22 protein-coding genes and 1 pseudogene are annotated in these 26,743 nt (G+C 72.7%); 14 read left to right on the forward strand and 9 right to left on the reverse strand.

Going from position 1 to position 26,743, the window contains the following annotated elements:
• The first annotated feature begins 119 nt into the window (after positions 1-119).
• From ACWDEN_RS13915 to lgt, 7 genes are all read left to right on the forward strand, one after another.
• The gene (locus tag ACWDEN_RS13915) at positions 120-527 is read left to right on the forward strand and encodes a DUF2752 domain-containing protein (protein WP_450859126.1); all 408 of its coding nucleotides are present in this window, start codon (positions 120-122) and stop codon (positions 525-527) included.
• Positions 528-661: 134 nt separating this feature from the next.
• Entirely contained in the window at positions 662-1,471 is an 810-nt protein-coding gene (gene trpC / locus ACWDEN_RS13920; RefSeq protein WP_450859030.1) for an indole-3-glycerol phosphate synthase TrpC, read from the forward strand.
• A gap of 21 nt (positions 1,472-1,492) precedes the next feature.
• Positions 1,493-1,726 carry a tryptophan biosynthesis modulator TrpM gene (gene trpM / locus ACWDEN_RS13925; RefSeq protein WP_450859032.1) on the forward strand — a complete coding sequence of 78 codons (234 nt, stop codon included), beginning with the start codon at positions 1,493-1,495 and terminating at the stop codon, positions 1,724-1,726.
• A gap of 67 nt (positions 1,727-1,793) precedes the next feature.
• Positions 1,794-3,077: a tryptophan synthase subunit beta gene (gene trpB / locus ACWDEN_RS13930; RefSeq protein ID WP_351618563.1), complete on the forward strand. Its 1,284-nt coding sequence runs from the start codon at positions 1,794-1,796 to the stop codon at positions 3,075-3,077.
• An 11-nt stretch (positions 3,078-3,088) separates the two neighbouring features.
• Positions 3,089-3,910 carry a tryptophan synthase subunit alpha gene (gene trpA, locus ACWDEN_RS13935; protein ID WP_351618566.1) on the forward strand — a complete coding sequence of 274 codons (822 nt, stop codon included), beginning with the start codon at positions 3,089-3,091 and terminating at the stop codon, positions 3,908-3,910.
• A 129-nt stretch (positions 3,911-4,039) separates the two neighbouring features.
• Entirely contained in the window at positions 4,040-4,816 is a 777-nt protein-coding gene (locus ACWDEN_RS13940; protein WP_450859034.1) for a DsbA family protein, read from the forward strand.
• Positions 4,817-4,917: 101 nt separating this feature from the next.
• On the forward strand, positions 4,918-5,868 hold the full coding sequence (lgt, locus tag ACWDEN_RS13945; RefSeq protein WP_450859036.1) for a prolipoprotein diacylglyceryl transferase: 951 nt from the start codon (positions 4,918-4,920) through the stop codon (positions 5,866-5,868).
• A gap of 9 nt (positions 5,869-5,877) precedes the next feature.
• Here lgt and ACWDEN_RS13950 read toward each other — a convergent pair whose 3' ends face one another.
• The 7 genes from ACWDEN_RS13950 to ACWDEN_RS13980 are packed head-to-tail and all read right to left on the reverse strand — an operon-like array spanning position 5,878 to position 13,710.
• Positions 5,878-6,750 carry an HpcH/HpaI aldolase/citrate lyase family protein gene (locus ACWDEN_RS13950; RefSeq protein ID WP_351618575.1) on the reverse strand — a complete coding sequence of 291 codons (873 nt, stop codon included), beginning with the start codon at positions 6,748-6,750 and terminating at the stop codon, positions 5,878-5,880.
• Entirely contained in the window at positions 6,747-7,943 is a 1,197-nt protein-coding gene (locus ACWDEN_RS13955) for a CaiB/BaiF CoA transferase family protein (RefSeq protein WP_450859038.1), read from the reverse strand. Before ACWDEN_RS13955 ends, ACWDEN_RS13950 begins: the two co-directional genes overlap by 4 nt.
• On the reverse strand, positions 7,940-8,833 hold the full coding sequence (rbsK, locus tag ACWDEN_RS13960) for a ribokinase (protein ID WP_450859040.1): 894 nt from the start codon (positions 8,831-8,833) through the stop codon (positions 7,940-7,942). The genes ACWDEN_RS13955 and rbsK overlap by 4 nt, the downstream gene beginning before the upstream one ends.
• Positions 8,830-10,212 carry an ADP-ribosylglycohydrolase family protein gene (locus ACWDEN_RS13965; protein ID WP_450859042.1) on the reverse strand — a complete coding sequence of 461 codons (1,383 nt, stop codon included), beginning with the start codon at positions 10,210-10,212 and terminating at the stop codon, positions 8,830-8,832. The genes rbsK and ACWDEN_RS13965 overlap by 4 nt, the downstream gene beginning before the upstream one ends.
• Positions 10,200-11,402 (reverse strand): ADP-ribosylglycohydrolase family protein, encoded by a 1,203-nt coding sequence (locus ACWDEN_RS13970; protein WP_450859044.1) that lies wholly within the window; start codon positions 11,400-11,402, stop codon positions 10,200-10,202. The genes ACWDEN_RS13965 and ACWDEN_RS13970 overlap by 13 nt, the downstream gene beginning before the upstream one ends.
• Positions 11,403-11,410: 8 nt before the next feature.
• Positions 11,411-12,529 carry an ADP-ribosylglycohydrolase family protein gene (locus tag ACWDEN_RS13975; protein WP_450859046.1) on the reverse strand — a complete coding sequence of 373 codons (1,119 nt, stop codon included), beginning with the start codon at positions 12,527-12,529 and terminating at the stop codon, positions 11,411-11,413.
• A complete protein-coding gene (locus tag ACWDEN_RS13980; RefSeq protein ID WP_450859048.1) occupies positions 12,526-13,710 on the reverse strand; it encodes an ADP-ribosylglycohydrolase family protein in 1,185 nt (394 codons plus the stop codon). Before ACWDEN_RS13980 ends, ACWDEN_RS13975 begins: the two co-directional genes overlap by 4 nt.
• 256 nt (positions 13,711-13,966) lie before the next feature.
• Between ACWDEN_RS13980 and ACWDEN_RS13985 the strand changes: the two genes are divergently transcribed.
• From ACWDEN_RS13985 to ACWDEN_RS14005, 5 genes are all read left to right on the forward strand, one after another.
• Complete coding sequence (locus tag ACWDEN_RS13985) at positions 13,967-14,698, forward strand: VIT1/CCC1 transporter family protein (RefSeq protein ID WP_351618595.1); 732 nt, start codon at positions 13,967-13,969, stop codon at positions 14,696-14,698.
• 600 nt (positions 14,699-15,298) lie between these two features.
• On the forward strand, positions 15,299-19,810 hold the full coding sequence (gene gltB / locus ACWDEN_RS13990; RefSeq protein ID WP_450859050.1) for a glutamate synthase large subunit: 4,512 nt from the start codon (positions 15,299-15,301) through the stop codon (positions 19,808-19,810).
• Complete coding sequence (locus tag ACWDEN_RS13995) at positions 19,803-21,266, forward strand: glutamate synthase subunit beta (RefSeq protein WP_450859052.1); 1,464 nt, start codon at positions 19,803-19,805, stop codon at positions 21,264-21,266. Before gltB ends, ACWDEN_RS13995 begins: the two co-directional genes overlap by 8 nt.
• A 188-nt stretch (positions 21,267-21,454) precedes the next feature.
• Positions 21,455-22,180: a VWA domain-containing protein gene (locus ACWDEN_RS14000; RefSeq protein ID WP_450859054.1), complete on the forward strand. Its 726-nt coding sequence runs from the start codon at positions 21,455-21,457 to the stop codon at positions 22,178-22,180.
• A 24-nt stretch (positions 22,181-22,204) separates the two neighbouring features.
• Positions 22,205-22,816 (forward strand): TetR/AcrR family transcriptional regulator, encoded by a 612-nt coding sequence (locus ACWDEN_RS14005; RefSeq protein ID WP_351618606.1) that lies wholly within the window; start codon positions 22,205-22,207, stop codon positions 22,814-22,816.
• 144 nt (positions 22,817-22,960) lie between these two features.
• Here the strand turns inward: ACWDEN_RS14005 and ACWDEN_RS14010 are convergent, their stop codons facing one another.
• Complete coding sequence (locus ACWDEN_RS14010; protein ID WP_450859057.1) at positions 22,961-23,842, reverse strand: hypothetical protein; 882 nt, start codon at positions 23,840-23,842, stop codon at positions 22,961-22,963.
• 58 nt (positions 23,843-23,900) lie between these two features.
• Positions 23,901-24,972 (reverse strand): annotated as a pseudogene (locus ACWDEN_RS14015) (beta-galactosidase).
• A gap of 98 nt (positions 24,973-25,070) precedes the next feature.
• Here ACWDEN_RS14015 and ACWDEN_RS14020 point away from each other — a divergent pair.
• Entirely contained in the window at positions 25,071-25,988 is a 918-nt protein-coding gene (locus ACWDEN_RS14020; RefSeq protein WP_351618611.1) for a helix-turn-helix domain-containing protein, read from the forward strand.
• A 5-nt stretch (positions 25,989-25,993) separates the two neighbouring features.
• Positions 25,994-26,341, forward strand: coding sequence for a chorismate mutase (locus ACWDEN_RS14025; RefSeq protein WP_351618614.1), 348 nt, complete (start codon positions 25,994-25,996; stop codon positions 26,339-26,341).
• The last annotated feature ends 402 nt before the right edge of the window (positions 26,342-26,743 follow it).

Below are 26,743 nucleotides of genomic sequence, written 5' to 3' on the forward strand. Positions count from 1 at the left end.
TCGTGCTGTCCGGGAACGACTCCGGCAGCCGTGGGCGCGCGTGGTGCCCGCCCACCGGGGACAATGTTCATGTGAACGCCGAGAGCCGCGCGGTCGCGCCCACCGTCCCGTACCCGGCCGTGCCCTCCGGGCCGGCGTGGCGGCGGCTCGCCGTCCCCGTCGGGCTGTTCGCGGCCGTCGCCGGGGCCTTCGCGTACGTGGGCGCCGTCGACCCGAACGAACCCGGTCACTACCCCGTCTGCCCGCTGTACCGGCTCACCGGCCTGTACTGCCCGGGCTGCGGTGGACTGCGCAGCGCGCACGCCCTCGTCCACGGCGACCTCCTCACCGCGCTGCGGGACAACGCGCTGGGCGTGGCCGCCTGCCTGGGCTTCGCGGTGCTGTGGACCGTATGGGTGGTGCACGCCGTACGCGGCCGGCCGGTGCGGCTGGAGCCGCGGCCGGCGCACCTGTGGGCGATCGGCTCGTTGCTCCTCGTGTTCACCGCCGTCCGGAACCTGCCGTCGGGAGGCTGGCTGCATCCTTGATCACATCGGGAACGTCCAGGTAGTGGGACCGGCGTTCACCGGATGCGAGGGGTCCGCGCTGGGGCGGATACCATCGCAGTGACCACGGGTTTTCAGAACCTGAAGGAACCACCGTCTGAAAGGGGGCCGCTCGCGTGAGTGTGCTCGACGAGATCATCGACGGAGTCCGTGCCGACCTCGCGGAGCGGCAGGCACGCGTCAGCCTCGACGAGCTCAAGGAGCGCGCGGCCAAGGCTCCCGCCGCCAAGGACGGGGTGGCCGCGCTCAAGGGCGACGGCGTCAAGGTGATCTGCGAGGTCAAGCGCTCCAGCCCCTCCAAGGGCGCGTTGGCGGCGATCGCCGACCCGGCCGGGCTCGCCGCGGACTACGAGGGGGGCGGCGCGGCCGTCATCTCGGTCCTCACCGAACAGCGCCGCTTCGGCGGCTCGCTGGCCGACCTGGAGGCCGTTCGCGCGCGCGTGGACATCCCGGTGCTCCGCAAGGACTTCATCGTCACGTCGTACCAGCTGTGGGAGGCCCGGGCGTACGGCGCCGACCTCGCGCTGCTGATCGTGGCCGCCCTGGACCAGCCGGCCCTGGAGTCGCTGATCGAGCGCGCGGTGTCGATCGGGCTCACCCCGCTCGTCGAGGTGCACGACGAGGACGAGGTCGAGCGGGCCGTGGACGCGGGCGCCAAGGTCATCGGCGTCAACGCGCGCAACCTGAAGACGCTGGAGGTCGACCGCGGCACGTTCGAGCGGGTCGCGCCGGAGATCCCGGACCACATCGTCAAGGTCGCCGAATCGGGCGTCCGTGGCCCGCACGACCTGATCGCCTACGCCAACGCCGGCGCCGACGCGGTCCTGGTCGGCGAGTCCCTGGTCACCGGGCGGGACCCCAAGACCGCCGTGGCCGACCTGGTCGCCGCGGGTGAACATCCCGCGCTGCGGCACGGCCGGGGCTGATCACCCGGTAGGCTGATCCCGATGACTCTCACCGTGACGACCGTCGACCGGTACGCCCGCCTGGCGCGCGGCTGCCGCCCGAGGGGCTGCCGCGCCCCGGCGAGGCGTGTCCACGGTCGTCGCGTGCGTTACGTCATCGGTGACGAACCCGGGCAGGTGAACGGACGTCGATGGCAGCGCGCCCCAAAGGGGCGCGGGGCTGTATCCGCCCATGCGACTCCGTCGCGTGGGCGCGACCAGCCACACACGGCCTGAGGTCGTACGACAAGCTCCGCCCCCACGGCGAATAGTGTCTTTCCACGCACTCACCGTGAGGTTCGGCATGCCCAGCAACTTCTTCTTCCCCGACCCACAGGGTCAAGTCCCCACGGCCGAAGGCTACTTCGGCGCGTTCGGCGGCAAGTTCATCCCGGAGGCCCTCGTCGCCGCCGTGGACGAGGTCGCCGTCGAGTACGACAAGGCCAAGCACGACCCCGAGTTCGCCCGGGAACTCGACGACCTGATGGTCAACTACACCGGCCGCCCCAGCTCCCTCACCGAGGTCCCGCGCTTTGCCGCGGAAGCGGGTGGCGCTCGCGTGTTCCTCAAGCGCGAGGACCTCAACCACACCGGCTCCCACAAGATCAACAACGTCCTCGGTCAGGCGCTGCTCACCAAGCGGATGGGCAAGACCCGGGTCATCGCCGAGACGGGCGCGGGCCAGCACGGCGTCGCGACCGCCACCGCCTGTGCCCTCTTCGGCCTCGACTGCACCATCTACATGGGCGAGGTCGACACCAGGCGCCAGGCGCTGAACGTGGCCCGCATGCGCATGCTCGGCGCCGAGGTCGTCTCCGTGAAGTCCGGCAGCCGCACCCTGAAGGACGCCATCAACGAGGCGTTCCGCGACTGGGTCGCGAACGTCGACCACACCCACTACCTGTTCGGTACGGTCGCCGGCCCGCACCCCTTCCCCGCCATGGTCCGCGACTTCCACCGGGTCATCGGCGTGGAGGCCCGCCGCCAGCTGCTGGAGCGCGCCGGGCGCCTCCCGGACGCCGCCGTCGCCTGCGTCGGCGGTGGCTCCAACGCCATCGGCCTCTTCCACGCCTTCATCCCCGACGAGGGCGTCCGGCTCATCGGCTGCGAGCCCGCCGGGCACGGCATCGAGACCGGCGAGCACGCGGCCACCCTGACCGCGGGCGAGCCGGGCATCCTGCACGGTTCCCGCTCGTACGTCCTGCAGGACGACGAGGGCCAGATCACCGAGCCGTACTCCATCTCGGCCGGTCTGGACTACCCCGGCATCGGCCCGGAGCACTCCTACCTCAAGGACTCCGGCCGCGGCGAGTACCGCGCCATCACCGACGACGCGGCCATGCAGGCGCTGCGTCTGCTGTCCCGCACCGAGGGCATCATCCCGGCCATCGAGAGCGCCCACGCCCTCGCCGGCGCCCTGGAGGTCGGCAGGGAACTGGGCAAGGACGGCCTCATCGTCGTCAACCTGTCCGGCCGCGGCGACAAGGACATGGACACCGCCGCCCGCTACTTCGGCCTGTACGACACCGACGCCGAGGTGGCCGCCGACGAAGCCGACACCGCCGAGATCGAGGGGGACGCCAAGTGAGCGGGGCTGCGTTGAACAGTACGAAGGGCCGGCTGCTGTCGGACACCCTGGCCACCGCCAAGGCCGAGGGCCGGTCCGCGCTCATCGCCTACCTCCCGGCCGGGTTCCCGACCGTGGACGGCGGCATCGAGGCGATCAAGGCCGTCTTCGACGGCGGGGCGGATGTCGTGGAGGTGGGCCTGCCGCACAGCGACCCCGTCCTCGACGGCCCGGTCATCCAGACCGCCGACGACATCGCCCTGCGCGGCGGGGTCAGGATCGCCGACGTGATGCGTACGGTCCGCGAGGCGTACGCGGCGACCGGCAAGCCCGTGCTCGTCATGACGTACTGGAACCCCATCGACCGCTACGGCGTCGAGCGGTTCACCGCCGAGCTCGCCGAGGCGGGCGGCGCGGGCTGCATCCTGCCCGACCTGCCCGTCCAGGAGTCGGCGCTGTGGCGGGAGCACGCCGAGAAGCACGGCCTCGCGACCGTCTTCGTCGTGGCGCCGAGCAGCAAGGACGAGCGGCTCGCCCAGATCACCGCGGCGGGCAGCGGTTTCGTCTACGCCGCCTCGCTGATGGGCGTCACCGGCACCCGCGAATCCGTCGGCGCGCAGGCCCAGGACCTGGTCGCCCGCACCCGCGCCACCGGCACCGAGCTGCCCGTCTGCGTCGGACTCGGCGTCTCCAACGGCGCCCAGGCCGCCGAGGTGGCCGGCTTCGCCGACGGCGTCATCGTCGGCTCGGCGTTCGTGAAGCGGATGCTCGACGCCCCGGACCACGCGGCCGGCGTGGCGGCGGTCCGCGAGCTGGCCGGAGAGCTGGCGAAGGGCGTGCGCGGCCAGGCGTGACGTCCATCACTGACCGTAGCCAGACGTAAGAATCGACTGCGGTCAGTCACAACGGACGATTCGGTCACTCGAACGGGTGGACCTGGGACCGGGGAGGCGCGCTGCGCCTCCCCGGTTCGTTCTGGGGGTGTGAGCGAGAAGAACCGTGACGGAAAGCGCACCGCCCGGGAGCGGCTGGCGGTCGAACGCGAGAAGCAGAAGGCCACGGAGAAGCGACGCCGCACGCTGATCGTGACCGCGAGCATCGTCTGCATCCTGGGCCTCGCGGCGGTGATCGGCGTGATCGCCGCGAACGCCGGCAAGAACAAGGGCAGCAACAAGGCGGGCCCCGTCGTGGTGCCCTCGGGCGCGCAGGGCAAGGACAGCCTCGCGATCCCGGTCGGCAAGGACGGCGCGAAATCGACGCTCACCGTCTGGGAGGACGTCCGCTGCCCGGCCTGCCAGGCCTTCGAGATCGCCTACCGTCCGACGCTCCACCAGCTGGTCGACTCCGGCAAGCTCAGGATCGAGTACCACCTGGTCCGGCTGATCGACGGCAACCTCGGCGGCACCGGCTCCCTGCGCGGCGCCAATGCCGCGGCCTGCGCCCAGGACGCCGGAAAGTTCCGTGACTACCACGACGTGCTGTACGCGAACCAGCCCAAGGAGACCGACGACGCGTACAGCGACAACGCCAAGCTGATCGGCCTGGCCGGCAAGGTCGGCGGCCTGGACACCCCCGCCTTCCAGAAGTGCGTCAAGGACGGCACCCACGACAGCTGGGTGAACAAGGCCCACAAGGCCTTCCAGACCGGCGGCTTCAGCTCCACGCCCACGGTCCTGCTCGGCGGGAAGAACATCTACCAGGACCAGACCCTGACCCCGGCCAAGCTCAAGCAGATGGTGGAGGCGGCCGACCAGGGGTAAGGATCTTCCTTGCGCGACCGCTTTTCCCCCGCCCCCGTTATGGACCCGTAGCCGGGCCGCTTGCCGTCCCCACGGCCCGGCACGGTAGCGTCGGACTTGCCATGGAACTTGCCTACATTCCCAGCCCGTCGCGCGGGGTGCTGTATCTCGGCCCCATCCCGCTGCGCGGCTACGCCTTCTGCATCATCATCGGCGTCTTCGTCGCCGTCTGGCTCGGCAACAAGCGCTGGATCGCCCGCGGCGGGCGAGCCGGCACGGTCGCCGACATCGCGGTCTGGGCGGTGCCCTTCGGCCTGGTCGGCGGCCGGCTCTACCACGTGATCACGGACTACGAGCTGTACTTCAGCCCGGGCCGTGACTGGGTGGACGCCTTCAAGGTGTGGCAGGGCGGCCTGGGCATCTGGGGCGCGATCGCGCTCGGCGCGCTCGGCGCGTGGATCGGCGCGCGCCGCCGGGGCATCCCGATGCCGGCGTACGCCGACGCCGTCGCGCCCGGCATCGCCTTCGCGCAGGCCATCGGCCGCTGGGGCAACTGGTTCAACCAGGAGCTGTACGGCCGGGAGACGCATGTTCCCTGGGCCCTGCACATCACCTCCTCCGAGGGCGGCCGGGTGCCGGGCTACTACCACCCGACCTTCCTGTACGAGTCCCTGTGGTGCGTCGGCGTGGCGCTCCTGGTCATCTGGGCCGACCGCCGCTTCCGGCTGGGCCATGGCCGGGCCTTCGCCCTGTACGTCGCCGCCTACTGCGTGGGCCGCGGGTGGATCGAGTACATGCGCGTGGACGACGCGCACCACATCCTGGGCCTGCGCCTGAACGACTGGACCGCGCTGATCGTCTTCCTGCTGGCGGTGACGTACATCGTGGTGTCGTCGAAGAAGCGGCCCGGTCGTGAGGCCGTCGTCGAGCCCGGTGTCTCCGACGGTTCGGCCGACGGTACGGAAGGTGCCGACGAGGCCGAGGCCGAGGACAAGGCCGAGCCGGAGGCCGTGGAGGCCGCGGAAGCCGTGGAGGCCAAGGACGACGCCGAGTCGGCGACCAAGAAGAGCTGAGGGCTGGTTCTACGGCACCGAGGGCGCCCGGAGTTCTTTCCGGGCGCCCTCGGCGTGCGGCGGAGAAAACCGGTTCCTGCACGCCAGCGACACGGTTCGCCGGGCCATGGCCACCGCCGCCGCGTCGATGAAGCGGCCGTCGGGGAGGGCCTGGGCACCTTCGCGCGCGGCCGCTGCCGTGAGGATCGTCTCCGCGTGTTCGATCTCCGCCGGGGTGGGCAGGTAGGCCCGTTCGATCACCGGCAGCTGGCGGGGGTGGATGGCGGCGCGGCCCAGGAAGCCGAGGGAACGGCCGTGGGCGCAGGAGGCGGCGAGGCCGTCCAGATCGCGGATGTCGGGGTGGACCGACTGGGGCGGTGGGGCGAGGCCGGCCGCTCGGGCGGCGACGATCACCCGGGAGCGCGGCCAGTCGAGGCCCGCGTCGGCCCGCACCCCCAGGTCGGCCCGCAGGTCCGCCTCGCCGAGGGCGATGCCCCGCAGGGCGGGGTGGGCGGTGGCGATGGCGTAGGCGTGCTCGATCCCGAGGGCCGTCTCCAGCAGGGCGTACAGCGGCACGGGGGTGGCCGCGGCGACCTGGCCGATCTCGGCCGGACCGGTCACCTTGGGCAGCCGCAGGCCCGCCAGGCCGGGGAGCGCGGCCAGGGCGGCCAGGTCGCCGGCGGACCAGGGGCTGTCCAGTGCGTTGACGCGGACGTGGACCGGGACCGGCGGGGGCCCGGTGAGCAGCTCGGCCGTGGCCGCGCGGGCGTACTCCTTGCGGTCCGGCGCGACCGCGTCCTCCAGGTCGATCACCACCACGTCGGCGCCCGCGGCCAGCGCCTTGGCCACCACGGGCGGGCGGTCGCCCGGGACGTACAGCCAGGTGAGCGGGTGGGTGGTCACAGGGCGCCCTCCTCGCGCAGGGCGCGCAGCTCGGCCGGGGTGAGGCCCAGCTCGGTGAGCACGGCCTCGGTGTCGGCGCCGTGCGGGCGGCCCGCCCAGCGGATCGCGCCGGGCGTCGCGGAGAGCCGGAAGAGGACGTTCTGCATGCGCAGCGGGCCCAGCTCGGGGTCGTCGACGGTAGTGACCGTGTGCAGAGCCTGGTACTGGGGGTCGGCCAGGACGTCGCGGACGTCCTGGACCGGGGCCGCCGCCGCCTCCGCCTTCTCGAAGGCCGCGAGCACCTCGGCGCGGCTGCGGACGGCGATCCACGAACCGACCGCCCGGTCCAGGACGTCGGCGTGGGCGGCGCGGTCGGCGCCGGTGGCGAACCACGGCTCCTCGATCAGCTCCGGGCGCCCCACCAGGCGCATCACCCGCTCCGCGACCGACTGCGCCGAGGTGGAGACGGCGACCCAGTGTCCGTCGGCGGTGCGGTAGGTGTTGCGCGGGGCGTTGTTGGCGGAGCGGTTGCCGGTGCGTTCCTGGACGTGGCCGAGCTGGTCGTACCAGGTGACGTGGGGGCCGAGCACCGACAGGATCGGCTCGGTGATCGCCATGTCGACGACCTGCCCGGCGCCGGTGCGCCCCCGTGCGGCCAGCGCGGTGAGCACGGCGTAGGCGGTCGCCAGGCCCGCGACCGAGTCCGCGAGCCCGAAGGGCGGGAGCGTGGGCGGCGCGTCCGGCTCGCCGGTGATCGCGGCGAAGCCGCTCATGGCCTCGGCGAGCGTGCCGAAGCCGGGGCGGTGCGCGTACGGCCCGAACTGGCCGAAGGCCGTCACCCGGGCGAGGACCAGCCGGGGGTTGGCGGCCGCCAGCTCCGCCCAGCCCAGGCCCCACCTCTCCAGGGTGCCCGGGCGGAAGTTCTCGATCACGACGTCGGCGGTGGCGGCGAGCCGGAGCAGAGTGGCACGGCCGCCGGGCGTGGACAGGTCCAGGGTGATGGTCCGCTTGTTGCGGCCGAGCACCTTCCACCACAGGCCGACGCCGTGCTTGGCCGGGCCGTGCCCGCGGGAGGGGTCGGGCCGCCGCGGATGCTCGACCTTGATCACCTCGGCGCCGAAGTCACCGAGCAGCGTGGCGGCCATGGGGCCCGCGAACAGGGTCGCCAGGTCCAGCACCCGCAGACCGGCCAGGGGCGGGGTCGTCGTACTCATGCGGTGAACTGGGCGTCGATCTCCGGGCGGTACGGCATCGACGCCGACGCCCCGGCCCGCTGGACGGAGATCGCCGCGGCGGCCGCCGCCCAGGACAGGGCCTCCCGCACCGGCTTCTCCTCGGCGAGGGCCACCGTGAGCGCGCCGACGAAGGTGTCACCGGCGCCCGTGGAGTCGACGGCGGTCACCTTCGGTGCCGGGATCACCAGCGGGTCGGTGCCCCGGGCCAGGTAGAGGCTGCCCGTGGCGCCCAGGGTGACGACGACCTCCGGCACCAGCTCCAGCAGGGCGTGGGCGGCCTCGCGCGGGTCGGTGCGGCCGGTGAGGGTGACCGCCTCGTACTCGTTGGGCACCAACAGGTCGGTGGCGACGAGGAGTTCGGGCGGCAGCGGCTGGGCGGGCGACGGGGTGAGCACGGTGCGGATCCCGTGCCGGCGCGCCGCCTGCGCGCCCGCGACGACCGCGGCCGGCGGGATCTCCAGCTGCAGCAGCAGGGCGTCGGCGGAGGCGATCAGGCCCTCGTCGCCGGGGGAGAGGTGGTCGACGGTGCCGTTCGCGCCGGGGATGACGACGATGGAGTTGGCGCCCTCGTCGTCCACCACGATGTGCGCGGTGCCGGACGGGCCCTCGACCGTCCGCAGGAAGTCGGTGTCCACACCCGAGTGTTCGAGGGTGTCGCGCAGCCGCAGGCCGAAGGCGTCGTTGCCGACCGCGCCGATCATCGAGACGGTGGCGCCCGCGCGGGCCGCGGCGATCGCCTGGTTGGACCCCTTGCCGCCGGGGATCGTGTGGAACTCCCGCCCCGTCACCGTCTCGCCGCGCTGCGGGGCCTTCGCGACATAGGTGACGAGGTCCATGTTGGTGCTGCCGAGGACGACGATGTGGGTCATGGGCGGGTCGCCTCCAGGTGGGTGAGATGGGCGAGGGTGTCGAAGCCGGTGCCGTCGAAGTCGGCGACGGTGGTGGCGAGCCGGTTCTTCAGCGGGGCCCGCCAGTGGCCGGGGAGCGCGGTGGGGTCGCCCGCGAGCAGCCCTGCGATGCTGCCGGCCGTGGCGCCGTTGGAGTCGGTGTCCAGGCCGCCCGCCACCGCACGGCAGACGGAGCCGGTGAAGTCGCCGTCCGCGTGGGTGAGGGCGGCGGTGAGCAGGGCGGTGTTGGGGATGGCGTGCACCCAGTGGTGGGCGGGGCAGTAGCGGGCGTGGAGCTCGTCCACGACGTCGTCGAAGTCCCCGTGCTGATCGGCCAGCCGGACCGCGTGGTCGATCGCCCCCGCGAGCCGGGAGCGGGGCGGGATGACCCGGCGGCCGGCGCGCAGGCAGGCGTGGACGTCCTGGCCCCCGGTGGCGGCGGTGGCGATGACGGCGGCCGTGAACATCGCCGCGTAGACGCCGTTGGCGGTGTGGGTGAGGACCGCGTCGCGGTGTGCCTGTTCGGCGGCGGCGGCCGGGTCGCCGGGGTTGGTCCAGCCGTGCACATCGGCGCGGATCCGGGCGCCGATCCACTCGCGGAAGGGGTTGCGGTGGCGGGCGGTGTGCGGGGGTTCGATGCCGGTGAGGAGGTTGCGGCAGGCGACGCGTTCGGCGGTGAAGGTGCGGCCGGGCGGGAGTTCGTCCAGCCAGAGCCGGGCCACGTCCGCGGTGCTGAAGGTTCTTCCGTGACGGCGGAGGAGCAGGAGGTTCAGGAGGGGGTAGTCGAGATCGTCGTCCTCCGGCATGCCGTCGATGTTCTCGGCGAGGGAGGTGGGGGCCGAGCGACGGTTCCAGGGGTGCTCGGCGAGGAGCTCCTCCGGGACGCCGTGGGCTGTGAAGTACGTGCCGAGGGGCCAGTTGCCGGCTGCCCGGGCGAGGGCGCGGATGCCGTCGAGGGGGAGCTTTTCGACGGGTTTGCCGAGGAGACAGCCGATGGCCCGGCCGAGCCAGGCGGCTTCGAGGGCTTCCCGAGCCGGTGCCGGCCGGGTGTTGGTCGCGCTCGCCCGCGCCGGCGCGTCCGGCCAGTCCGGGCACAGGGACTTGATGCGGGCCAGGTCGGTCGGCTCGTCGTGGGACAGGCCGCTGGGGAGGTCGGCCAGCTCGTCCAGGAGATCCTCTGCCAGGAGGCGCAGATACCGTGAGACGCCGTGCGCGGACGCGCCCGCCCGGTCCGGTGCGTCCGGGCCGCCCGCGGCCCGCCAGCGTGCCTCGATCGCCGACGGCTCCCGTCCGTCCAGCCGGGCCTGGCGGAGCTCGTGGCCGAGCAGGTCCTCCGGCTGGACCCAGGTCAGTCGGAGCATGCGGTGCCTCCGAGGGCCGTGAACGCCCGCTCGTGGGCGCGCCGCCGGCGCACGTCCCGATGGAAGACCTCCCGCGCGACCTCGGCGAGCGTGCGGGCCGGCTCCCACAGGTCCAGCCGGCTGGCCTCCGCCACCGTCTTCGCCCAGTCCTCCGGGACGGGCGAGCCCAGGGCACCCGTCAGGGCACCGGCCATCGTCGCGATCGAGTCGCAGTCGCGGCCGTAGTTGACCGCGCCGAGCACGGCGTGCCGGTAGTCGCCGCCCGAGACCAGCACCATGCCGAGGGCGATGGGCAGTTCCTCGATCGCGTGCAGCCGGGAGGGACGGCGGGCGGCGAGCGAAGGGGCGCGGTAGTCCGGGCCGACGGTGTCGTACGGGGCCACCGCCGCGCGCAGCGGCCGTAGCGCCGTCTCGAAGTCGCTGTGGTCGCGGGCCACTTCGCAGACCTTCTCGATCGCCTCGCGCGTGCCGTCCTTCGCCAGGGCCAGGCACGCGGTGACGACCGAGTCCGGGGTCGCGCCCGGGGTCGCGGCGGCGGCGACGGCCGCGGCGAGGACACCGGCCGCCTCGCGGCCGTACGACGACTGGTGCGCACCGGCGATGTCCAGCGCCTCGGCGTAGGCGGCGGCCGGGTTGGCCGCGTTGACCAGGCCGACGGGGGCCATGTACATCGCCGCGCCGCAGTTGACGATGTTGCCGACGCCCGCCTCCCGGGGGTCGGCGTGACCGTAGGAGAGCCGCGCCACGAGCCACTTCTCGGCGAGGAAGAGGCGGTGCAGCGGCAGGGTCTCGGTCTCCAGCTCCGGGATCCAGCGCGGGTTCGTCATCAGGTCCGGGACCAGGTGGTCGGCCACGGCGTACGCGTCGAGGTGGTCGCGGACGCGGGCGTAGACCCGGACCAGCGCATGGGTCATCAGGGTGTCGTCGGTGACGTGGCCGTCGCCCTTGTGGTACGGGGCGAGGGGGCGGGCGGTGCGCCAGGCGTCGCCGTGCCAGGGGCCGACGATGCCGTGGACGCGGCCGCCGTGGCGCTCGGTGATCTGGTCGGGGGAGTACCCCTCGACCGGGCCGCCGAGGGCGTCGCCGACGGCGGCTCCGACGAGGGCGCCGGTGATCCGGTCCTCGAGCCCGAGCAGGGGTGATCGGCCGCTTTCTTGTTCTTTGAGTCCTTTGGACTCCTTGGGCGTCATGCCCCGAATCATCCTCCTGGGCGGGCCGGTTGTGCGGCTTCCAGGAGTCCGGCGAGTTCCACCAGGTCGGTGTCGGCGAGGCGGGGCAGGGCGCAGCCGGACAGGGTGCGGCAGGCGTCCCGCCAGGTCTGCGGGATGGCCGCGCCGCCGCCGAGGGCTCCGGTGAGGGCGCCCGCGAGGGCGGGGGCGGAGTCGGCGACCCGGGACAGACAGGCGGCGGCGGGTACGGCCTCGGCGATACGGCCGTGGGCGGCGGTGGCGAGGGCGAGGGCGACCGGAACGGTCTCGGCGGCGGCGATGCCGTAGCTGTAGACGTGGTCCACGATCTGGTGCTCGAGCAGCGGGACGAGGGCGAAGGCGGAGTCGCTGTCCGCGGCGAGGGCGAGCGCGTGACGGGCGTTGCGGCCGATCTCGGTGCCGGGCGGGAGTTCGGCGAGCGCGGCGGTCACGCAGGTGTGCGTCTGCGCGCCGGTGAGGGCGAGCGCGAGCGCGGCGGCCATGGCACGGGCGCCGTGCACGCCGTCGCCGTCCTGGGTGTAGCGGGCGTCGAACTCGGCGAGGGCGGCGGCGCGTTCGGGGTCGCCGGGGTGGGCGACGGCGAGGACGCAGGCGCGGACGCAGGCGGCGTCGTCGAAGTAGTGCGGGTTGTCGTGGCCGGTGGCGGGCGGGCGCAGGCCGGTGGCGAGGTTGCCGAGGCCCGCGCGGACGGAGATGCGGGCGCGCAGGGGGAGCACGGCGGACTCGATCTCGGGGGCGCGGTCCGCCGCGGCGGCGACCTCCGCGGCCACGGCGGTCCAGGTGAGGTCGATGGCGGCGCGGGTACGGCGCTCCCGGCCGAGGTCGCCGAGGGCGTCGTCGTCGCCGGCCCGCAGGACCGCCTCCGCGGCGAAGGCCGCCCATTCGGCGTCGTCCGAGGGGCCGAGCCGGAGGGGTTCGGGGGGTTGGTTGAGGGCGATCGGTACCGGGAGGGTGGTGGTGGCGTTCTGCTCGGCGAAGGTGTCCAGTTCGCGGGTGAGGCGGCGGGTCCACTCGGGCATACGGCCGGCCCGGTGCCGTGCTGCCGGCCAGCCGGCGGCGTCGCCCGCGGCGAGGCCGAGCAGCAGCCCCTCGATCCGGTGCGCTGTCATGACTGACCCTCGCCATCCGGGTGCCCGGAGTTCCCCGCCCCAACCAGGGGGCTCCGCCCCCTGCCCCCCGTCTCGCCCACGGGCACCTCCGCCGGTACCCCGTCCTGCGACACCCCGGGAAGCACCTCAGCAAGCGCCCCTGCAAGCGTCCCTGGCAGGACCGCCCCCACCCCCCACTTACCGTCCTCCCCCGGGACCAGCAGCTCGGCCACGTCCAGGACGTGGTGGCCCGCCATGGACGGCAGGCAGCGGCCGCGGGCGGGGCCGATGGGGCCGGCCCAGTGGGCGGGGATCGTGGAGATGCCGTGGGTCGCGCCGGACAGGGCGCCGGCCACCGCCCCCGTCGTGTCGGCGTCGCGGCCCATGTTGACGGCCGTCAGGACGGCCTGGACGAAGTCGCCGTCGGCCGCCGCGTACGCGCCGAAGGCCAGGGCGACCGCCTCGGGAGCCAGGTCGGTCCAGGGATAGCCGCCGATGACGACCGCGGAGCGGACCGCGCGTTCGCCGCGGTGGGCGACGGCCACCGCCCGGCGCAGGGAGCGCGCCGTCCAGGAGTCCTCGGGGATCACCGCGAGGGCGGAGGCGATCACCACCGGGACCGGGGCGCCCGTCATCGCCGCCGCCACCGCTGCCGCGACCGCCTGGCCGCCGTAGATGCCCTCGCCCTCGTGGCTCACCGAACCGTCGATCGCCACCAGGCGGGCCGCTTCGGCGGGGCGGCCGGCGGCGAAGACGCCGAAGGGGGCCGCCCGCATGGCCAGACCGTCGCTCCAGGCGTGCCGGTGCTGGGCCGAGATGGGGGCGGCGAGGCCCCGGCGCAGGTTCTCCAGGGTGCCGCGCTCGCTGAAGCCGGCGCCCCGGAAGGGACCCTCGGCCCGGTCGGCGATCCACTCGTGCCAGGCCGCCTCCACATGTGCCGGGGTGAGTGCCGACCCGTGACGGGCGAGCAGCAGGCCCGAGAAGATCGCGTACTCCGTGTCGTCCGTGCCGCACGGGGTCTCGGCCACGTATCCCGTGATGCGGCCCCAACGAGCGCGGATCTCGGACGGCTTGAGGTTCTCCGCGGGCGCTCCCAGCGCGTCCCCGACGGCCAGGCCGAGCAGCGCGCCGCGGGCCCTCTCGCGGAGCCCGACGGCGCCGTCGGGCGCCGGAACCGGGGGAGTGCAGGCGATCGATGCCATGGGCGGACTCCTTCGGGGCCGGGAACGCGCTTTGCGGATGTGTGCCACGGGGCGCGCCCCGGCGAGCCTCCGGGCCTCGAAGTCACCCGCTTGGCAACTGAGCAAGATCATGCACGGATGAGCAAAGCGGGTAAAGGTGCAGGTTAGCCGAGCCTTTCCTTGCTGGCGGGAGGGGAGGAAGGGGCGTAGGTTCAGTGGTGTCGAAAAGTAGAACTCGTCCAAAGTTAGCTTTGGCTAAGCTATCCGGGGGGCCCGCATGGCCATCATCGAGACCCAGGCCGCGCTGCACGAAGCGCACCGCGACAACCACACGCACCGCGATGTCAACGGCGGCTGGCTGCGTCCCGCCGTCTTCGGCGCCATGGACGGACTCGTCTCCAACCTCGCCCTGATGACCGGTGTGGCCGGCGGATCCGTGAGCCAGCAGACCATTGTCATCACCGGGCTCGCCGGGCTGGCGGCGGGTGCCTTCTCCATGGCGGCCGGCGAGTACACGTCGGTGGCCTCCCAGCGGGAGCTGGTCGAGGCCGAGCTCGATGTCGAGCGCCGTGAGCTGCGCAAGCACCCCCAGGACGAGGAGGACGAGCTCGCGGCGCTGTACGTCGCCCGGGGCGTGGAGCCCGACCTGGCCCGGGAGGTCGCGCGGCAGCTGTCCAGGGATCCCGAGCAGGCCCTGGAGATCCACGCCCGCGAGGAGCTGGGCATCGACCCCGGCGATCTGCCCTCGCCGCTGGTCGCCGCCGTCTCCTCCTTCGGGTCCTTCGCCCTCGGCGCCCTGCTGCCCGTGCTGCCGTTCCTGCTCGGCGCGAGCGCGCTGTGGCCCACCGTGCTGCTGGCCCTCGCCGGGCTCTTCGGGTGCGGTGCCGTGGTGGCCAAGGTGACCGCGCGGAGCTGGTGGTACAGCGGCCTCAGGCAGCTCGCGCTGGGCGGCGCGGCCGCCGGTGTGACATACGCCCTGGGTACCCTGTTCGGAACGGCCGTAGGATAGCGCCGCCGGTACTTATGCGTTGGGCCGCATAAGTAGCCGAGAAAGCCCGTTACTCGCTGGTTTCGACCGTGTGACCACCGGGCATGAGCCGTAAGCGCTGTGGGCAATGACGCCTGCCGCACCCCGCGGGGTGAGTGAAGACGCTCCCCCCGCCCCCCGCCGGGCCGCCGGACACCGATCCGACCGATCACGTCCGTCCGGTCCCCCTCACACGTTCGCCGCCACCGCGCGGCATCCGGGCCGTCACGCGCGGTCCCGCCGCGACCGCGCGGCACCCTGCCGCGATCACGCGGCGACCGCCGCCATGAACGGCACTCCGCCGCCCCGCGCGGCACCCCGCCGCCACCGTGCGGCGTCTGCGCCACGGACCCCGTGGCGTCCGCATGTTGGAACGGCCTATCCGGTTCCCGAGAACCGTCCCATCATGTAACCTGCACGAAATTTTGAGATCACGCAGAGGGCCAACGTCGTCCCTCGGCACTTGCCACATGCCTCATGACGACGACGGGAGAGCCGATGCGTACGCCGCGCCAGCCGTCCCAGCACTCTGCGAATGGCCAGAACTGGTCGTTCATGGATGCTCGCCCTGCTGCGCAGGGTATGTACGACCCCCGCAACGAACACGACGCCTGTGGCGTCGGTTTCGTCGCCACCCTCACCGGCGAGGCGTCCCACACGCTGGTCGAGCAGGCACTCACCGTCCTGCGCAACCTGGAGCACCGCGGTGCCACCGGCTCCGAGCCCGACTCGGGCGACGGCGCCGGCATCCTCTCCCAGGTGCCCGACGCCTTCTTCCGTGAGGTGGCCGGATTCGACCTTCCCGCGGCGGGCTCCTACGCGGTAGGCATCGCCTTCCTGCCGGAGGAGGGGATCGCGGACGCCGTCTCGAAGATCGAGACGATCGCCGACGAGGAGGGCCTCACCGTCCTCGGCTGGCGCGAGGTCCCGGTCGCGCCCGAGCTGCTCGGCGCCACCGCCCGCTCCACCATGCCGGCCTTCCGGCAGATCTTCGTCGCCGACGGCGCCGGCGAGGGCATCGCGCTGGACCGCAAGGCCTTCGTGCTGCGCAAGCGCGCCGAGCGCGAGACCGGTGTCTACTTCCCGTCGCTCTCCGCGCGCACCATCGTCTACAAGGGCATGCTGACCACCGGCCAGCTGGAGCCCTTCTTCCCGGACCTGTCCGACCGCCGCTTCGCCTCCGCGATCGCGCTCGTGCACTCCCGGTTCTCCACCAACACCTTCCCGTCGTGGCCGCTCGCCCACCCGTACCGCTTCGTCGCGCACAACGGCGAGATCAACACGGTCAAGGGCAACCGCAACTGGATGCGCGCCCGCGAGTCCCAGCTGGTCTCCGACCTGTTCGGGCCGCAGGAGAAGCTGGAGCGGATCTTCCCGGTCTGCACGCCGGACGCCTCCGACTCCGCCTCCTTCGACGAGGTGCTGGAGCTGCTGCACCTGGGCGGCCGCTCGCTGCCGCACTCCGTGCTGATGATGATCCCGGAGGCGTGGGAGAACCACGACTCGATGGACCCGGCCCGGCGTGCCTTCTACCAGTTCCACTCCACGATGATGGAGCCCTGGGACGGCCCCGCCTGCGTCACCTTCACCGACGGCACCCAGGTCGGCGCCGTGCTCGACCGCAACGGCCTGCGCCCCGGCCGCTACTGGGTCACCGACGACGGCCTCGTCGTCCTCGGCTCCGAGGTCGGCGTCCTCGACATCGACCCGGCCAAGGTCGTCCGCAAGGGCCGGCTGCAGCCCGGCAGGATGTTCCTCGTCGACACCGCCGAGCACCGCATCATCGAGGACGACGAGATCAAGGCGGCCCTCGCCGCCGAGAAGCCGTACGCCGAGTGGCTGGAGGCCGGCGAGATCGAGCTGGGCGACCTGCCCGAGCGCGAGCACATCGTCCACACCCACGCCTCGGTCACCCGCCGCCAGCAGACCTTCGGCTACACCGAGGAGGAGCTGCGCGTCATCCTCGCGCCGATGGCCCGCACCGGCGCCGAGCCGATCGGCTCCATGGGCACCGACTCGCCGATCGCGGCCCTGTCCGAGCGCCCGCGCCTGCTCTTCGACTACTTCACCCAGCTGTTCGCGCAGGTCACCAACCCGCCGCTGGACGCGATCCGCGAGGAGCTGGTCACCTCCCTGCGCTCGTCGCTGGGCCCGGAGGGCAACCTGCTCGACCCGACGGCCGCCTCCTGCCGCTCGGTCACCCTGCCCTTCCCGGTGATCGACAACGACGAGCTGGCCAAGCTCATCCACATCAACGCCGACGGCGACATGCCCGGCTTCAAGGCCGCGACCCTGTCCGGCCTGTACCGGGTCTCCGGCGGCGGTGACGCCCTCGCCGCGCGCATCGCGGAGATCTGCGCCGAGGCCGACGCCGCCATCGACAACGGCGCCCGCCTGATCGTCCTGTCGGACCGCCACTCCGACGCCGAGCACGCGCCGATCCCGTCGCTGCTGCTCACCGCGGCCGTCCACCACCACCTCATCCGCACCAAGCAGCGCACCCACGTGGGCCTGCTGGTCGAGGCCGGCGACGTCCGCGAGGTCCACCACGTCGCCCTGCTGATCGGCTACGGCGCCGCCGCCGTCAACCCGTACCTGGCGATGGAGTCGGTCGAGGACCTGCTGCGCGCCGGGACCTTCCTGAACGGCCTGGAGCCGGAGAAGGCCATCAAGAACCTGATCTACGCCCTCGGCAAGGGCGTGCTGAAGGTCATGTCCAAGATGGGCATCTCCACCGTCGCCTCCTACCGCGGCGCCCAGGTCTTCGAGGCCGTCGGCCTGGACGAGGCCTTCGTCGAGAAGTACTTCAACGGCACCACCACCAAGATCGGCGGCGTCGGCATCGACGTCATCGCCAAGGAGGTCGCCGCCCGCCACGCCAAGGCCTACCCGGCCTCCGGAATCGCCCCGGCGCACCGCGCGCTGGAGATCGGCGGCGAGTACCAGTGGCGCCGCGAGGGCGAGCCGCACCTGTTCGACCCGGAGACGGTCTTCCGCCTGCAGCACTCCACCCGCTCGGGCCGCTACGACATCTTCAAGAAGTACACGTCCCGTGTGAACGAGCAGTCCGAGCGCCTGATGACGCTGCGCGGCCTGTTCGGTTTCAAGTCCGACCGCGAGCCGATCTCCATCGACGAGGTCGAGCCCGTGAGCGAGATCGTCAAGAGGTTCTCGACGGGCGCCATGTCGTACGGCTCCATCTCCAAGGAGGCGCACGAGACCCTCGCCATCGCCATGAACCAGCTGGGCGGCAAGTCCAACACCGGTGAGGGCGGCGAGGACCCGGAGCGCCTGTACGACCCCGCGCGCCGATCGGCGATCAAGCAGGTCGCCTCCGGCCGCTTCGGTGTCACCTCCGAGTACCTGGTCAACGCGGACGACATCCAGATCAAGATGGCCCAGGGCGCCAAGCCCGGCGAGGGCGGCCAGCTGCCCGGCCACAAGGTCTACCCGTGGGTGGCCAAGACCCGTCACTCGACGCCGGGTGTCGGCCTGATCTCCCCGCCGCCGCACCACGACATCTACTCCATCGAGGACCTCGCCCAGCTGATCCACGACCTCAAGAACGCCAACCCGGCGGCACGTATCCACGTGAAGCTGGTGTCGGAGGTCGGCGTCGGCACGGTCGCCGCGGGTGTCTCCAAGGCGCACGCGGACGTGGTCCTGATCTCCGGTCACGACGGCGGTACGGGTGCCTCCCCGCTGACCTCGCTGAAGCACGCGGGCGGCCCCTGGGAGCTCGGCCTCGCCGAGACCCAGCAGACCCTGCTGCTCAACGGCCTGCGCGACCGCATCGTCGTCCAGACCGACGGTCAGCTGAAGACCGGCCGTGACGTGGTCATCGCCGCGCTGCTCGGCGCCGAGGAGTTCGGTTTCGCCACCGCGCCGCTCGTCGTCTCCGGCTGCGTCATGATGCGCGTCTGCCACCTGGACACCTGCCCGGTCGGCATCGCCACCCAGAACCCGGTCCTGCGTGAACGCTTCGCCGGCAAGGCCGAGTACGTGGTGAACTTCTTCCAGTTCATCGCCGAGGAGGTCCGCGAGCTGCTGGCCGAGCTGGGCTTCCGCTCCATCGAGGAGGCCGTCGGCCACGCCGAGATGCTGGACGTCGAGCGCGCTGTCGACCACTGGAAGGCGCAGGGCCTGGACCTGGAGCCGCTGTTCCACGTGCCCGACCTGCCCGAGGGCGCGGTGCGCCACCGGCTGATCGAGCAGGACCACGGCCTGGAGAAGGCCCTGGACAACGAGCTGATCAAGCTCGCCGCCGACGCCCTGGCCGCGAACGACGCGACCGAGGCCCAGCCGGTGCGCGCCCAGGTCGCCATCCGCAACATCAACCGCACGGTCGGCACCATGCTCGGCCACGAGGTGACGAAGAAGTTCGGCGGTGCGGGCCTGCCCGACGACACCATCGACATCACCTTCACCGGCTCCGCCGGCCAGTCCTTCGGCGCCTTCCTGCCGCGCGGCGTCACGCTGCGCCTGGAGGGCGACGCCAACGACTACGTCGGCAAGGGCCTCTCCGGCGGCCGTGTGGTCGTCCGCCCGGACCGGGCCGCCGACCACCTCGCCGAGTACTCGACCATCGCGGGCAACACCATCGGCTACGGCGCCACCGGCGGCGAGCTGTTCCTGCGCGGCCGTACCGGTGAGCGGTTCTGCGTGCGCAACTCCGGCGCGCTGGTCGTCTCCGAGGGCGTGGGCGACCACGGCTGCGAGTACATGACCGGCGGTCGCGCCGTGGTCCTCGGCCCGACCGGCCGCAACTTCGCGGCGGGCATGTCCGGCGGCATCGCCTACGTCATCGACCTCGACCGCGACAACGTCAACGCCGGCAACGCCGGGTCGGTCGAGGCGCTGGACGAGGCGGACAAGCAGTGGCTGCACGACGTGGTGCGCCGCCACGCCGAGGAGACCGGCTCCACGGTCGCCGAGAAGCTGCTCGCCGACTGGGACCGGGCCGCGGCGCGGTTCAGCAAGATCATCCCCAGCACGTACAAGGCAGTGCTCGCCGCCAAGGACGCCGCCGAGCGAGCCGGTCTCTCCGAGACCGAGATCACCGAGAAGATGATGGAGGCGGCGACCAATGGCTGATCCGAAGGGCTTCCTGAACCACGGCCGCGAGGTCGCCAAGACCCGTCCCGTCGGTGAGCGCGTCAAGGACTGGAACGAGGTCTACGTCCCCGGCTCCCTGCTGCCGATCATCAGCAAGCAGGCCAGCCGGTGCATGGACTGCGGCATCCCGTTCTGCCACAACGGCTGTCCGCTGGGGAACCTGATCCCCGAGTGGAACGACTACGCCTACCGCGAGGACTGGGCCGCGGCCCAGGAGCGGCTGCACGCGACCAACAACTTCCCGGAGTTCACCGGTCGCCTCTGCCCGGCCCCCTGCGAGTCGGCGTGCGTGCTCGGCATCAACCAGCCGCCGGTCACCATCAAGAACGTCGAGGTCTCGATCATCGACAAGGCGTGGGAGACCGGGGACGTCGCCCCGCAGATCCCGGAGCGCCTGTCCGGCAAGACGGTCGCGGTCATCGGCTCGGGCCCGTCGGGTCTCGCCGCCGCCCAGCAGCTGACCCGGGCCGGCCACACGGTCGCCGTCTACGAGCGCGCGGACCGCATCGGAGGCCTCCTGCGGTACGGCATCCCCGAGTTCAAGATGGAGAAGCGGCACATCAACCGCCGTATCGAGCAGATGCGCGCGGAGGGCACCCGCTTCCGCACCGGCGTCGAGATCGGCCGCGACATCAACGCCCGCGACCTGAAGAAGCGCTACGACGCGATCGTCATCGCCGCCGGCGCCACCACCGCCCGTGACCTGCCCGTCCCCGGACGCGAGCTCAAGGGCATCTACCAGGCGATGGAGTACCTGCCGCTGGCCAACAAGGTCCAGGAGGGCGACTACGTCACCGCGCCGGTCTCGGCCGAGGGCAAGCACGTCGTCGTCATCGGCGGCGGTGACACGGGCGCGGACTGCGTGGGCACCGCCCACCGCCAGGGCGCGGCCTCCGTCACCCAGCTGGAGATCATGCCCCGCCCGAACGACGAGCGGCACCCGACCAACCAGCCCTGGCCGACCTTCCCGATCCTGTACAAGGTCACCTCGGCCCACGAGGAGGGCGGCGAGCGGATCTACTCCGCCTCCACCACCCACTTCGAGGGCGACGAGGACGGCAACGTCCAGTGGCTGCACCTGGCCGAGGTCGAGTTCGTCGACGGCAAGCTGACCTCCAAGCCGGGCACCGAGCGCAAGATCCCCGCCCAGCTGGTCACCCTCGCCATGGGCTTCACCGGCACCGACCAGGAGAACGGCCTGGTGGAGCAGTTCGGCCTGGACCTCGACGAACGCGGTAACATCGCCCGCGACGCCGACTTCCAGACCAACGTGCCGGGTGTGTTCGTCGCCGGTGACGCCGGCCGCGGCCAGTCCCTCATCGTGTGGGCGATCGCGGAGGGCCGTTCGGCCGCCCGCGGTGTCGACCGGTTCCTGACCGGTGCCAGCGACCTGCCGGCCCCGATCCGTCCGACCGACCGCGCACTGGCGGTCTGACGGCACCCCGAAGAACGTCCCGTACAACGGCGTACGGAACACCGAACGACGCCTGCCCTGTCCCCGACCGGACGCCTGGGCAGGCGTCGTTGCCTTTCCCGCGCGCTCTCCGGGCCCGGTCCGCCTCGAACAGGCCCTTCACGCAGTCCAGCGATCACATAAGCTGCCCGGAAAGCCGAAGGGGGACCATGGCCGCGATCAGTCTCAGCAAGGTGGCGGAGACCGCGCCCGCGCTGGTCGGCGCCTACCGGTCCGCCGGGGTCTCGCTCACCAAGCACGGTCTGGACGGGCTGCGCGCCGCCGTCTACCTGGTGGTCGACCACTCCGGCTCGATGAAGCCGTACTACGCGGACGGCAGCGTGCAGGCGCTCGCCGACCGGGTGCTGGGCCTGTCCGCGCACCTGGACGACGACGGCCGGGTGCCGGTCGTGTTCTTCTCCACGGACGTCGACGCGGTCGCCAGCATCGCCCTCGGCGACCACGAGGGCAGCGTCGAGCGGATCGTGGCCGGTCTCGGGCACATGGGCAGGACCAGCTATCACCTGGCCATGGATGCCGTCATCGACCACTACCTGGACAGCGGCGCCACCGACCCCGCCCTGGTCGTCTTCCAGACCGACGGCGGCCCGATCAGCAAGCCCGCCGCCGAACGCTATCTGTGCAAGGCGGCGAGGCTCCCCCTGTTCTGGCAGTTCGTCGGCTTCGGCGACCCGGGCAGCCGGCAGTTCGAGTTCCTGCGGAAGCTGGACGAGCTGGCCGTGCCGGACAAGCGGATCGTGGACAACGCCGGCTTCTTCCACGCCGGACAGGACCCGCGGCGCGTCTCCGACGCCGAGCTGTACGACCGGCTCGTCGGCGAGTTCCCGAAGTGGCTGGCCGCCGCGCGCGCCGCGGGCGTCGTACGGATTCCCTAACAAGCGTTTGAAACAATGGGTGTCGTGCCGACCAAGAAGAAGCCCCAGGTGACCGTCGCGGCGCCCCGGCGCGGTGAACTCCTCGGCATCGCCGCCGAGGTCTTCGCCGAGCACGGGTACAACGCCACCACCGTCCGCAGGATCGCCGACCACGCCGGGATGCTCGCGGGCAGCCTGTACTACCACTTCGACTCCAAGGAGTCGATGCTCGAGGAGATCCTGAGGACCTTCCTCGACGAGCTGTGGGACGGCTACGACACCGTCCTCGCCTCCGGCCTCGGGCCCCGCGAGACGCTTCAGGCGCTGGTCACCGAGTCCTTCCGGGAGATCGACCGGCACCGCGCGGCCGTCGCGATCTACCAGAAGGAGAGCAGGCAGCTCGTCGCCCAGGAGCGGTTCGCCTTCCTCGCCGAGTCACAGGTGCGGTTCGAGAAGGCCTGGCTCGGCACGCTGGAACGCGGGGTCGCCGAGCACGTCTTCCGCGCCGACCTCGACGTCCGCCTCACCTACCGGTTCGTGCGCGACACCGTGTGGGTCGCCGCCTCCTGGTACCGGCCCGGCGGCGGGCACAGCCCCGAGGAGATCGCCCGCCAGTATCTGTCGATGCTGCTGGACGGGATCGCCGTACGCGCCTAGATCCCTCTGCGTTCAGCCGGTCCGGCGGGCCGTCCGGTCCTGGCGGGGCTGCTGACGGCAGGGGCCGGCTCGGGTTCCCGGTGGTGCCGCCGGCGAACATGGTGCTGTCGGCGGTGCCGGGGGGAGTCGGCCGAGACCAGATCACTAGGTGTCGCACTCCAGCACCGTCCGGCACAGACCGCACCGCGCCCGTACCCGCCCCTTCACCGGCACCCTGATCCGCTGATGGCAGGTAGGGCAGGAGAAGGAGACGCGGAGCCGGCCGGTGGGGTCGGGGGAGAAGGCGTAGGGCGCCGTCGGCTGGACGGCGGAGACGTTCCGGCGGTCGTGGGCGTAGCGGCGCCGCCCCGCCCAGCCGGCCCCGGTCAGCGGCGGCTGCTGCTCGTCCCGGCGGGCCAGGGCCATCCCCTTGACGTACGCGTCGTAGGCCTGAGGGCTGGTGAACCACACCGAGGGGTCCTCGCGGAAGAGCAGCGCCCGCTTGGCCAGGACGTATCCGAACTCCTCCGGGGTGAGGTAGCCGAGCTTCTGCGAGGAGACCGCGTCCTCCCGGAAGGCGTCCAGCAGCAGCCAGCCCGCGCCGAGATACGTCGTCACCGTGTCCGTCAGGATCTCGTTCTCCGCCGTGGTGGGGAAGGAGAGGTCCAGGCGGTGGAGGTACACGTGCGCCACCTCGTGGGCGAGCGCCGCGCCGATGTCCCTGCGGTGGGTGCGGAAACGGTCGTTCAGTTCCACGAAGTACTCGGGACCCGCCGCCAGTTCGACGTTCGCCGCGTGGGTCATCTCCCGGAAGCCGACGATCAGCCGAGCGTCCGGCAGCCGGAAGTGCCGCACGATCTCCCGGGCCACCCGCTGCGCGCCCAAGTGCAGGTCGTCGGTGTCGCAGAAGGCCACGTCGGCCGGGGCCAGGCTGGTCGAGAAGGTCTGGACGGTGGCCCAGGACAACCGCTTGTACAGCGCCGTGACGGCGGCCCGCACCGTCTCCAGGTGCGGATAGCCGTGCTGGACCGGTCCGCCGTTCGCCACGTCCGCACCCCCAAAGACGCCGGAACTCCTCTCCACTGTAGGCGCGACGGGCGGCCGGTCACACGGGAAGGAAGCGGGGCGCGGGGCGGTCCGGGCCCGTCCCCTGCAGCTCCAGCACCCACACCTCGTTCTCGCCCTCCCGCACCACCGGGCCTGGCACGTACAGGGACCGCTGGGAGCCCACCGACCAGTAGCGCCCCAGGTCGAAGCCGTTGATCCAGACGAACCCGCGTGTCCGGCCGGGCAGCTCCAGCCGGGCGTCCCCCGCCCCGTGGAGCGTGACGGTGCCCCGGTACAGCCAGGAAGCGCCCTCCTGCGGCCATGCGCCGAACCGCACCCCGTCCACGCCGTCGTCGAACGCGCACAGATCCAGCCCACGCGCGCGTACCCCGCGACGGGCTCCTTCAGCCGCGGCTCCTCCTCGGTGAGCACCCCCGCCCGCTGCCCGTCGACGTACACCACCGCGAGGTCCCGCAGACCGCCCAGCGTCCCCAGGACGTCTCCCAAGGGCGCCCAGGCGTCCAGCGTCACCTGCGCCGGGTGGCCCAACGGGGCGGGCGGCGGCGGCAGTTCGGGCAGCGGCCCGGAGTGGTACGCGGCCAGCACCTCGCGGAAGCGTCAGAACTTCTCGGTCGGGCGGCCGTACTCGCCCACGGGGCGTCGTAGTCGTAGGAGGTCACGTCCGGCTCCAGCGGGCCCTCGTGCAGTTCGCCGCCGCCCCGGTCGGCGCCCGCCCAGCCGCCGAAACTCGTGGCGCCGTGCGCCATGCAGAGGTTCACCGACGCCCCGCACCCCAGGATCTCCCGCAGCGCCCCGGCGGCCTCGTCCGGGTCCCGTACGACATGCTCGCCGGCGTTCCGGATACCGCTCGTCACGCGTGCGCACGCGCGTGCCCGGCTCGCCAGTCACCCAGGGCGGCAGTCCGCCGTTCTCCCACTCGGCGCAGATGCAGGGGCCCGGCCGGACGATCGCCCACAGTCCGGCCTCCCGGACCGCGTCCAGGAACCGGCCGAGCGCCTGTGCCGCCAGTGCCCCTCGTGCGCCCGGAAGTAGTGCAGCGCCCCGGACAGCGGCCATACCGGCCGCCCGTCCAGCAGGAAGTCGGATTCCCTCACCGTGAACTCGCTCATGCGCCCCAGCCTCACCCCTTCCGGAGGCCCGCGCCATGGACGAAGATCGGCGCTGCCTGGACAAAGGTCCGCCGTCGCCGACGCCGGGAGGAGCGCCGATGTACCAGACCTGGATGCGGTTCTTCAGCCCCGGCCCCGCCCACCACCGGCTCGGTCTGGTCTGCCTCGGCGTCGGCCTCCAGCACGGCGCCCTGCCCACGGTCGGCCCGCGCACCCTCGACCACCACGTGGCCGTCGTGATCAGCGCGGGCCGCGGCTGGTACCGGTGCGCCGACGGCCGCCGTATCACCGTCACCGCGCCCGCGCTGCTCTGGCTCACCCCCGGTGTGCCCCACCACTACGCGCCCGATCCCGGCACCGGCTGGGACGAGGGCTTCGTGGACTTCGCCGGGCCCGCCGCCGCGACGTACACCGAGCTCGGCTACATCGAGCCCGAGCGGCCCGTCGTCCCGCTCTCCGACGCCTCCGGGCCCCGCGCGGTGATCGCCCGCGTCGCCCGTGCCGCCCGCCGCGGCAACCCGCTGCTGGAGGTGGAGACCGGCGCCGCCGTGCACGAGCTCCTCGTCGCCCTGCGCCGCGCCCGCGCCGACCTCGCCCCGGACGGCGACCAGGTGCTCCAGGCGCTCGCGCGGGACGCGTGCACGCCGATGAGCGTCGCCGACCACGCGCGCGTGCACGGCATGACCCCCGCCGAGCTGCGCGGCGCCGTGCGCCGGGCCGCCGGCTGCAGCCCCAAGGACTATCTGCTCGGGATCCGGCTCGGCCGTGCCAAGGAACTCCTCGCCGGTACCGAGCTGCCCGTCGCCGCCGTCGCCCGCCGCGTCGGCTACGACGACCCCGCGTACTTCTCCCGGCTGTTCACCCGCCGGGTGGGCCTCGCCCCGGTCCGCTTCCGCGCCCAGCAGGGCCGCGGCGTGCCCGGCGGCTGGAGCGACCGTGTACCGGACCCGGACGATCCGCCTGTGATCCACTCTCCGGACAGCCCGGAGGACGGGCCCGCGGAACCCATAGGCTGACGTGCATGACCACCAGCAACACCGGAAACGGTGACGCGGACCTCGAGGTCCGTCAGGAACTGGAGCGGCTGCGCGACAGCATCGACAACATCGACGCGGCCGTTGTCCACCTGCTCGCCGAGCGGTTCAAGGCCACCCAGCAGGTCGGCCGGCTCAAGGCCGTGCACCAGCTGCCGCCCGCCGACCCCGCGCGAGAGGCCCGCCAGATCGCGCGGCTGCGCCGCCTCGCCGAGAACGCCAAGCTCGACCCGGCCTTCGCCGAGAAGTTCCTGAACTTCATCATCGCCGAGGTCATCCGGCACCACGAGCGCATCGCCGAGGACACCGCCAACGGACAACAGACGAACGGCTGACCCCGACCGGGGGCGGACGGCGCCGGCAGCGGTGAGGGACCCGACGGGGATGGTTGGGCGCGGCACGGGCGCGCGGGGGGCGGACGGGGGCGGGCGCCGGTGGTGAGCCGGGTGGGCGGGGGCCCGACGGGAGCGGGTGTGGGTCGTCCAGGGGCGGGCGGTCGCGGGCGAGGGCGGGCGCGGACCTTCCAGGGAGCGGACGCGAACGGCCGGGAGCGGGCCGCGCGGCCACGAGTGGTCGGGAGCGGGCAGGAATGGTCGGGGGCGGGCGGAAAGCAACGCAGTCCGGCCGCGTTAAGTCGGTGGCGGGAGGGGCGAGGGAGCGGACGGAGACGACCGGGACCGCGGGCGCGGGCCGGGGCGGCGAGTCGGACATATGCCGTGAAGCCGTCCACCCCCTGT

The sequence above is a fragment of the Streptomyces sp. NPDC001153 genome, assembly GCF_053598315.1.

Bases quoted from the DNA above. Each gene is read 5' to 3' on its own strand.
- ACWDEN_RS14020 (WP_351618611.1), top strand. From the start codon at position 25,071: ATGTACCAGACCTGGATGCGGTTCTTCAGCCCCGGCCCCGCCCACCAC.
- ACWDEN_RS13965 (WP_450859042.1), bottom strand. From the start codon at position 10,212: ATGCTCCGACTGACCTGGGTCCAGCCGGAGGACCTGCTCGGCCACGAG.
- trpM (WP_450859032.1), top strand. From the start codon at position 1,493: ATGACTCTCACCGTGACGACCGTCGACCGGTACGCCCGCCTGGCGCGC.
- ACWDEN_RS14025 (WP_351618614.1), top strand. From the start codon at position 25,994: ATGACCACCAGCAACACCGGAAACGGTGACGCGGACCTCGAGGTCCGT.
- ACWDEN_RS13985 (WP_351618595.1), top strand. From the start codon at position 13,967: ATGGCCATCATCGAGACCCAGGCCGCGCTGCACGAAGCGCACCGCGAC.
- ACWDEN_RS14000 (WP_450859054.1), top strand. From the start codon at position 21,455: ATGGCCGCGATCAGTCTCAGCAAGGTGGCGGAGACCGCGCCCGCGCTG.
- ACWDEN_RS13995 (WP_450859052.1), top strand. From the start codon at position 19,803: ATGGCTGATCCGAAGGGCTTCCTGAACCACGGCCGCGAGGTCGCCAAG.
- lgt (WP_450859036.1), top strand. From the start codon at position 4,918: ATGGAACTTGCCTACATTCCCAGCCCGTCGCGCGGGGTGCTGTATCTC.
- ACWDEN_RS13970 (WP_450859044.1), bottom strand. From the start codon at position 11,402: ATGACGCCCAAGGAGTCCAAAGGACTCAAAGAACAAGAAAGCGGCCGA.
- trpB (WP_351618563.1), top strand. From the start codon at position 1,794: ATGCCCAGCAACTTCTTCTTCCCCGACCCACAGGGTCAAGTCCCCACG.
- rbsK (WP_450859040.1), bottom strand. From the start codon at position 8,833: ATGACCCACATCGTCGTCCTCGGCAGCACCAACATGGACCTCGTCACC.
- ACWDEN_RS13975 (WP_450859046.1), bottom strand. From the start codon at position 12,529: ATGACAGCGCACCGGATCGAGGGGCTGCTGCTCGGCCTCGCCGCGGGC.
- gltB (WP_450859050.1), top strand. From the start codon at position 15,299: ATGTACGACCCCCGCAACGAACACGACGCCTGTGGCGTCGGTTTCGTC.
- ACWDEN_RS13980 (WP_450859048.1), bottom strand. From the start codon at position 13,710: ATGGCATCGATCGCCTGCACTCCCCCGGTTCCGGCGCCCGACGGCGCC.
- ACWDEN_RS13955 (WP_450859038.1), bottom strand. From the start codon at position 7,943: ATGAGTACGACGACCCCGCCCCTGGCCGGTCTGCGGGTGCTGGACCTG.